Source organism: Hyphomicrobium sp. (assembly GCF_019744875.1).
Taxonomy (GTDB): Bacteria; Pseudomonadota; Alphaproteobacteria; order Rhizobiales; family Hyphomicrobiaceae; genus Hyphomicrobium_C.
The window spans coordinates 1-8,605 of record NZ_JAIETU010000018.1 but is presented as its reverse complement, the minus strand read 5'-3'; the positions used below and the strand labels follow the sequence as shown (position 1 = coordinate 8,605).

5 protein-coding genes and 1 pseudogene are annotated in these 8,605 nt (G+C 57.3%); 4 read left to right on the top strand and 2 right to left on the bottom strand.

What is annotated here, in order from left to right; translation table 11 throughout:
* The first annotated feature begins 99 nt into the window (after window positions 1–99).
* From K2Y42_RS20475 to K2Y42_RS20460, 4 genes are read left to right on the top strand one after another with little or no spacing between them, the layout of a single operon-like run.
* Window positions 100–2,892, top strand: coding sequence for a DNA methyltransferase (locus K2Y42_RS20475; protein WP_291156415.1), 2,793 nt, complete (start codon window positions 100–102; stop codon window positions 2,890–2,892).
* The gene (locus tag K2Y42_RS20470; protein WP_291156413.1) at window positions 2,889–3,665 is read left to right on the top strand and encodes a hypothetical protein; all 777 of its coding nucleotides are present in this window, start codon (window positions 2,889–2,891) and stop codon (window positions 3,663–3,665) included. Before K2Y42_RS20475 ends, K2Y42_RS20470 begins: the two co-directional genes overlap by 4 nt.
* Window positions 3,662–5,722, top strand: coding sequence for a DEAD/DEAH box helicase (locus K2Y42_RS20465; RefSeq protein ID WP_291156411.1), 2,061 nt, complete (start codon window positions 3,662–3,664; stop codon window positions 5,720–5,722). The genes K2Y42_RS20470 and K2Y42_RS20465 overlap by 4 nt, the downstream gene beginning before the upstream one ends.
* A complete protein-coding gene (locus K2Y42_RS20460; protein ID WP_291156408.1) occupies window positions 5,715–6,914 on the top strand; it encodes a GIY-YIG nuclease family protein in 1,200 nt (399 codons plus the stop codon). Before K2Y42_RS20465 ends, K2Y42_RS20460 begins: the two co-directional genes overlap by 8 nt.
* A 133-nt stretch (window positions 6,915–7,047) precedes the next feature.
* Here the strand turns inward: K2Y42_RS20460 and K2Y42_RS20455 are convergent, their stop codons facing one another.
* Both K2Y42_RS20455 and K2Y42_RS20450 read right to left on the bottom strand, forming a co-directional pair.
* On the bottom strand, window positions 7,048–8,232 hold the full coding sequence (locus tag K2Y42_RS20455) for a hypothetical protein (RefSeq protein WP_291156406.1): 1,185 nt from the start codon (window positions 8,230–8,232) through the stop codon (window positions 7,048–7,050).
* Window positions 8,229–8,605: pseudogene (locus K2Y42_RS20450) on the bottom strand (hypothetical protein); the annotation flags it as partial. The gene K2Y42_RS20455 and the pseudogene K2Y42_RS20450, both read right to left, overlap by 4 nt.

Genomic DNA, 8,605 nt, shown 5'->3' with positions numbered 1-8,605 from the left:
AAATGCCGCCCTACCTCGCAGAGAGATTCCAGAAATGATGATCGGCAATCTGGGCGTACTGACCGATATGCGTAAGCGCGCGTGCCAGGGGCTATGGGCATGAACGCGGTCGAAATCGAAGAGGCCATTTCGGCGCTGGCGGAGCGCCCCTTCGACTCTGACGAGTTCCCCTACGCGTTCCTTGAAGCCTTCGGAAACAAGGAAACCACGCTGAAGCGCCTGCGCAAGGGCGAATCAAACAAGTCCGATCTGGGCGGCGTGCTTCAGACCAACAACATTCACATCGCTACCTGCAAGCCAGGTGAGGTGACGCGCACGCTGATAGCGTTGAAGGCCAGCCCAGCTACGGCGCGGGCAAAGGCGCGCTTCGTGCTGGCGACCGACGGCGAGCTGTTCGAAGCCGAAGACCTAACAATCGATGATGCGCCGGTCTCTTGCACCTATGCGGATTTCCCCAACCACTTCGGCTTCTTTCTACCGCTGGCTGGCATCACCACGGTCAAGCAGGTCCGCGAAAGCTCGTTCGACATTCGGGCGACCAGCCGCCTCAACCGGCTCTATGTCGAGCTGCTGAAGGACAACCCCGAATGGGGCGCCGCGCAGCGCCGGCACGACATGAACCACTTTATGGCCCGGCTGATCTTCTGCTTCTTCGCGGAAGATACCGACATTTTTAATGGCATCGGCGTGTTCACGTCCGCCATCGAGAGAATGAGTGCCAAGGATTCGTCCAACACCCAAGAGGTGATCAGCGAACTTTTCCGCGCCATGAATACCAAGACTACAGAACGGGCCGCTGCGGGCCTCCCGCGCTGGGCTGATGGCTTTCCCTATGTGAATGGCGGGCTGTTTTCCGGCAGCACGGATGTGCCGCGCTTCAGCCGCATCGCGCGATCCTACCTGCTGCACATCGGCACTCTCGATTGGAAGAAGATCAACCCGGACATTTTCGGGTCGATGATCCAGGCCGTGGCCGACGACGATGAACGCGGCGCACTCGGCATGCACTACACCAGCGTGCCGAACATCCTGAAGGTGCTGAACCCGCTGTTCCTCGACGATCTGCGGGAGAAGCTGGATGAAGCTAGCGACAATGCGCGCATGTTGCTCAACCTGCGCAAGCGGATGTCGAAAGTCCGGGTGTTCGATCCGGCCTGCGGTTCGGGCAATTTCCTCGTCATTGCCTACAAGGAAATGCGGGCGATCGAGGCCGAGATCAATCGGCGCCGTGACGAAACGGACCGGCGCACGGAAATTCCGCTGACGAACTTTCGTGGGATCGAGCTACGCGACTTCCCGGCCGAGATCGCACGCTTGGCGCTCATTATCGCCGAATACCAGTGCGACGTGCTTTATCGTGGCCAGAGGGAAGCGCTCCGGGATTTCCTGCCGCTCGACGCGCAAAACTGGATCACCTGCGAAAACGCCTTGCGGCTCGATTGGCTCAGCATATGCCCGCCAACGGGAACGGCTGTGAAGCATCATGCCGACGACTTGTTTCACACGCCACTCAATCAGGCGCAAATCGATTTCGAGAATGAAGGTGGGGAAACGTATATCTGTGGAAATCCCCCTTATGCTGGAAAAGGTAAGAAGACCCCTCAAGAAATTGATGACATGGAGTTCGTCTTTGGTCGAACCGGGGTCAAGCATGGCTATATAGATTACGTTGGCTGTTGGTTTATGAAGGCGGCCGAGTATGGAATGCTGACTAATTCTGCATTTGCTTTTGTGACAACGAATTCGCTCTGCCAAGGTCATCAAGTTCCGCTTATATGGCCGCTGATATTTCGAACGGAGCATAGAATATTCTTTGCCCACACGTCGTTCAAGTGGGCAAATTTGGCCAGCAACAACGCCGGCGTCACAGTCGCAATTATTGGCCTCTCAAGAGATCAAAAGTCATCACGGAAATTGTTTTCAATTTCCGAAGGGGGGAGCGTCTTATCGAAGGAAGTTCCCAACATTAACGCCTATTTGGTTGGTGGCGCGGATGTAATCGTGGGAAAACGATCCTCTCCACTTGCGAACCTGTCGTCGATGGATCTCGGTAATATGCCGTATGACGGAGGGAATTTGTTACTCTCTCGTCGGGAAGTGACTGATTTAAATCTAGATGACACTCAGCGCAATCGCTTGATACGCCGCATTTACGGGTCGAAGGAGTTCATCAGTAACTTAGAGCGGTATTGCCTTTGGATTGAGGATCGCCATCTGGCCGAAGCAAAGCAGGTTCAAGGAATAATGAGCCGGATTGAAGCTGTACGCGCGATGCGGTCCAAGAGCACCGATGCTGGAGGTCGAGCAATGGCCGCTCGCTCGCATCAACTTCGAGAGATGCGGTGTTCGCGAGGGCAGACGATCATCATGCCCAGAACATCATCCGAATCTAGGCCATACCTTCCGGCTGGTCTATTGGACTCTGGAAACATCATTTCAAGCGAAGCTTTCGCTATGTTCGACGCTCCGATCTGGCAGTTGTCGCTACTCACATCGCGGATGCATCTGGTCTGGATCGCTACGGTTTGTGGTCAACTGGAAACGAGGTACCGATACTCAAACGTCCTTGGCTGGAATAATTTTCCCGTGCCACTGCTAACCGAAAAAAATAAGGCCGATTTGACCCGCAGCGCCACGGACATTCTCCTCGCGCGGGAGGCCCATTTCCCCGCGACGGTAGCCGATTTGTATGAGGTGAAGGACGGCGAGTCTAAAATGCCAGACGATCTCCGCGACGCCCATGAACGCAACGATGAGGTGCTAGAGCGCATCTATATTGGCCGCCGATTCAAGAACGACACCGAGCGGCTCGAAAAGCTGTTCGAGCTTTACACCAAGATGGCTGCGGCACCGAGCAATGCCACCAAAGCTCGCAACGTAGCGACAGCATGAGCGACTATGTGTTGTTCCAGATGTGGGGTCCGTTTCGGCAGTCTTTGATTGCCGGTCATCTCTTCTATGTTGAGCAGGCGCGAAAGCGCTTGCTTTCACAGTTTGAAGACATCGAGGTCGAAGCCGACAAGGCTACCGAGGATTGGCTTCAGCGAAGCAGCGGAAGGTTTGATCCTGATCGGCATGACCCCGGCGACTTCTACGAAGCTGCCAACGATGCCGGTATCGAGTTCTATACCCTTCTCAGTGAGATGCGAGACCAGACTCGCTTGAGCGTCGTCGCGGGTATGTTCCATGAATGGGACAAGCAGCTGCGTGATTGGCTAGTTCGAGAAATTCAACATTGGCACCGAGGTGACGCCGCCGCGCTCAAAGTGTGGTCGGCTGATTTTGCGCAGATCGCTGAATTGTTGGAAAGCATTGGTTGGCCGATTGGTGGCGCAGACCACTTCCAAATGCTTGATGCGTGCCGTCTTGTGGTCAACGTGTATAAGCACGGTAAGGGAAAATCACTTGAGGATCTGAAGCAAAAGTATCCTAAGTATCTCGATGACCCGTTCTGCGGCGCTGCATTCTCAAGCGTGGAGTATCGCGACCACACGCATCTAAGGGTGAGTGAGGAGCAGTTTCAGGCATTTTCAGATGCGATCGTCACGTTCTGGCAAGCGGTGCCAGAGAACATATTCGAGTCGAAGGTCAATGACGTGCCCGACTGGTTTGGCAAGGCCATCCTGAAAGACCGCACCGGCCACAAACAGGCGAGCAAGCAATGATCGACAGTACGCCAAAATCAGTCCCCTCCGTTTCCGTTAAGTATGCCAGCAACGGCAGCTCAACAAAGGCCAACGAGTTCGGCATGCGGCCGATGCAGGAGCGCGCCTTCGAGAAGCGCGGCGAGCAATATCTACTGATCAAGTCGCCGCCAGCCTCGGGCAAGAGCCGCGCGTTGATGTTCATCGCGCTCGACAAACTCACTAACCAAGGCGTCAAACAGGCCATCATCGTCGTTCCGGAAAAATCCATCGGCTCAAGCTTTCATGACGAGCCGCTGAGCAAGCACGGCTTCTGGGCGGACTGGCACGTCGAGCCGATGTGGAATCTCTGCGACGCGCCCGGAAACGACAATGGCGGCAAGGTCAATTCGCTCGGCGCGTTCCTTCAAAGCGACGACAACGTGCTGGTCTGCACCCATGCGACCTTTCGTTTCGCCGTCGATAAATTCGGGGTCGAGGCGTTCGACGAGAGGCTGATCGCGGTGGACGAGTTCCACCATGTTTCGGCCAATCCCGACAACAAGCTCGGCATCCATCTGGGCGATTTTATCACCCGTGACCGCGTGCATATCGTCGCGATGACCGGATCCTACTTTCGGGGCGACGCCGAGGCGGTGCTGGCGCCTCAGGACGAAGGCAAGTTCGAGAGCGTTACCTACACCTATTATGAGCAGCTCAATGGATACCAGTATCTGAAGCAGCTCGACATCGGCTATTTCTTCTATTCGGACTCGTATGCCGACGACATTCTGAAGGTGCTGAACCCAGCCGAGAAGACGATCATCCACATCCCGAACGTCAATTCGCGCGAGAGCACGAAGGACAAGATCAAGGAGGTGGAGCACATCATCGAGGAGCTCGGCGCTTGGCAGGGCACCGATCCGGCCACGGGATTCCAACTGGTCAAGACGCCGGAAGGCCAGATCCTGCGTATCGCCGATCTGGTCGATGACGATCCAGCCAAGCGGGATCGCGTGTCCGCCGCGCTGAAAGACACCACGCAGAAGAACAATCGTGATCACGTCGACATCATCATCGCGCTGGGCATGGCGAAGGAGGGCTTCGACTGGATATGGTGCGAACATGCGCTGACGGTTGGCTACCGCTCCAGCCTGACCGAGATCGTGCAGATCATCGGTCGTGCCACCCGTGATGCACCGGGCAAGATCCGCGCTCGCTTCTCAAATCTGATTGCTGAGCCTGCCGCCGCCGACGACATCGTGACCGAAGCGGTGAACGACACGCTGAAAGCTATCGCGGCGAGCCTGCTGATGGAGCAGGTGTTGGCCCCTCGCTTCGAGTTCAAGCCGAAGAATCCGCAAAACGAGCCGACGCCGGGCTTTGACTATGGCGAGGGCGGCTACGACCCGAATAAGTGCAACGTCGGCTTCAACGAGGAATCCGGCAAGTTCCAGATCGAGATCAAAGGCCTTGCTACGCCCAAGAGCGAGGAAGCGACGCGGATCTGCCAAGAAGACCTGAACGAGGTGATCGCCGCCTTCGTGCAAGATAAGACGACGATCGAGCGCGGCCTCTTCGACGAGGAACTTGTCCCCGAGGAACTGACCCAGGTGCGCATGGGTAAGATCATCAAGGACAAGTTCCCGCACCTCGACGCGGAGGATCAGGAAGCCGTGCGTCAGCATGCTGTGGCGGCGTTGAATCTGACCCAGAAGGCGAAGGAAGTCGCGGCGGGTAGCTCGCTGGGCGAGGAGAGTGCGAATACCGCCTTTGTCGATGGCGTGCGCAAGTTCGCGATGGACGTGCGCGAGTTGGACATCGACCTGATCGACCGGATCAATCCGTTCGGGGAGGCCTATGCGATCCTCGCCAAGACGATGAGCGAGGAAAGTTTGAAGCAGGTGGCCGCGGCGATCGCCGCCAAGCGCACCAGCCTGACGCCCGAAGAGGCGAAGGTGATCGCCAAGCGCGCCGTCGAGTTCAAGCGGGAGCGCGGCCGTCTGCCTTCGATCAGCTCGGCCGACGCCTGGGAAAAGCACCTGGCCGAAGGCGCCGCAGCGTTCGTTCGCTTCAAGGATGAGGGCCGCTATGAGTGATCTCGACCTTGATGAACTGCGTGCGGAACTCGACGATTTCGCGCAACCGGAAAAGAAGGGCGGCCGTTCGCCCCGGGAGGAGCGCATCATCGCGGGCTTTGAGGAGATCCAGCGCTTTGTCGAGAAGAACGGCCACGCTCCGCGCCACGGCGAGGATGGCGATATATTCGAACAGCTCTACGCCGTGCGGCTCGACCGACTGCGCGCGCTGGAAGAATGCCGGTCTCTTCTCACACAGTTTGATCACCAGGGACTGCTTACCGATGCGCCCATGGCGTCTGGCCTGCCCGCTGACTCGATGGATGAGGACGAGCTGCTCGCCGAACTGGAGGGCGCGGCCGGTTCATCCGACATCACCAAGCTGCGCCATGTGCGCACCAGTGCGGAGAAGCGCGAGGCCGAAGAAATCGCGAGCCGCGAGAAGTGCGTGGATTTCGATAGATTCAAGCCCCTATTCCTGCAGGTGCAGGCCGATCTTGAGAGCGGGCGCCGGATCACAAGACCCTTCGTCAAGGATGCAGGTTTCCTGAAAGCCGACATTCAGGCCGGGCAATTCTTCGTCCTTGGCGGCCAGACCGCTTATGTGGCGGCGGTTGGAGAGCCGATAAGGGCGCCGAATGGCGAAACCGACGCGCGGCTCCGGGTGATCTATTCCAATGGCACCGAGAGCGACCTGCTGCTGCGATCGCTGCAGCGCGCCCTCTACAAAGATGAGGCTGGTCGGCGTATTACCGAGCCCAGCGCCGGCCCGTTATTCGACGACCAGACTGGCGATGGTGATCAGGCCAGCGGCACGATCTACGTGTTGCGGAGCAAGTCCGACCATCCGCTGGTCGCCGCGAACCGTGAAATCCTGCATAAGATTGGCGTGACGGGCGGCAGCGTAGAGCGGCGTATCGCCAACGCTCGCCTCGATCCCACTTACCTCATGGCCGATGTCGAGATCGTCGCTACTTACGAGCTTTACAACGTCAACCGCGCGAAGCTTGAAACCTTGATCCACAAAGTCTTTGGCGCGGCTCGGCTAGATGTCGAGATCAAAGATCGCTTCGGCCAGCCGATCGTGCCCAAGGAGTGGTTCTTGGTTCCTCTGTTCGCCGTGGATGAGGCCGTCGTCCGCATAAAGGACGGTACGATCACGGGATGCGTCTACGATCCGCAGACTGCGCGTCTGGTGCTTCGGGAACGCTGACCTAGAGATATCATTTAGGAACATGTTGAAAGGTATTTGGCGCAAAAAAAAGCCGATGGTAGTGCGGCAACGTTAGGCGTATCGCAGATCGACTCAAAGGCGCGTGGGGCGGCCAACAAAGGTTCTCTATAATCTAGCAGGCGGCTCGGCCCATTTTGGCAGGGCGAGGCACAATAATTGCTCCGCGTATCCCGCGGATTTTGAGCAGCCCCTTTCGAAGCTCGGAGTGATCCTCTGTTCGGGCGATATCGTCCCAGATGACCACGACAATATGTCTATATGGACTGAGTTCCTGGAGATAGGTGCTTGCATCTGCAGCGACTTCTTCAATCACCTTAGAAAAAGCGGTTTTGCCGGCGCGAAGGAACTTCGCCTCTATAATAAGATCCAAGGAGGGGACTGCGAAGTCAGCCCGGGGCTTATGATGCCCAAGGGATTTCAGCCACTCCTCGTCATCAATATCAGTGAAGACGGGAGCTAGCACGGCCCAAAGTAGGTTTTGAACGTGATATTCATTTTCTATTTCCCAGCGCGCGATGGCGGAGTTCGGCGTGCGAGGTTTGTCTTCCCACGTCCAGTGCCGCAGGCCCGCTGATAGACCCTCAAGCAAGTTTACGACCTGCTCTACCGTAATCGCACCTGGTCGGATTGAGGTCGAATTTTTGAGAAGAAAGTGGAGCGCGATCTGCTGCGTGGCGGCACGTGTCATACCGTCGTTTCTACCGCGCCTTTCGGCGATCAACGTCCATGCGGCTTCATTGTCTTCCTCGGATGCCGGCGTGCCCAAACGTTCGGCCAGCGCAGTTCGTAAGTCGGCCGTCATCGTGCTCATGGATTGTCCGACGAGTTCAGATGCTGAGGCAATGAGCGCATCATTCCAGTCGCCGGGACTTCCCGGCGCCGGCTGCTTTGCAAGTAAGTTGCGTAGCCAACTGGCAGATTCTTTTGCCTTGGCCGCGGGCAATTTCGAAATCCCGAGCGCCACTCCGAGCAGGGCTATGCCGTCTACTTCAAACGCGAGTGGCCGACCTGGGACGAAGAAAGACCGCTGCTGGAGCCAATTCAGCGCGTCGACAAACGCGGTCTGAAACCCTGGATCAAGATGGCAAGCATAGCCAAGGACAGCGGCGTGCTTGGACTCACGCACAGCTCCATTTGGCGCCATTGCGGCGTCTCCAAGACCAGCGAGGATTGTGATGTTGCCGTGATGCCTGAACCCCATCCATTGAGAGAACGCGCGAGCGTGTTCCGGCTGATCCACATCATCGCTGGCCGCGATCGCAAGTGCTTCACTTAGCTGGTCTATCAGATGGGTCACAGGAACCACCGCGTCCGGCCGATGGAACCAAGCATGGTGTCGGGGTCCCAATTGGGTACGTCGCGCAGTCCGGCCAGAAGGCGCGCGATGAGTTCGGAATAGAGGATCGTGATCGGAAGTGGAGCTGGCGTGAACATACGCCATGAGTGACAGGAGAAATCGAAGGCCTGTCGAGCAAGATAGGTCATGTCTCGGAATGTGGACTTCCGATGAAGCTTCAGAAGTGAAGGCTGCGGGAGACCGTGATGCGGCAGCTTCACCTCGCGACTGCCGGTGAAGCAGAGAAGCGTCTCTGAGTCGCTCAGCACGACCGACAATCCTCGCTCTGGAGCAAGCGCTCCTTTGGTGGCGCCTGACCATCGAACGCCTTGAT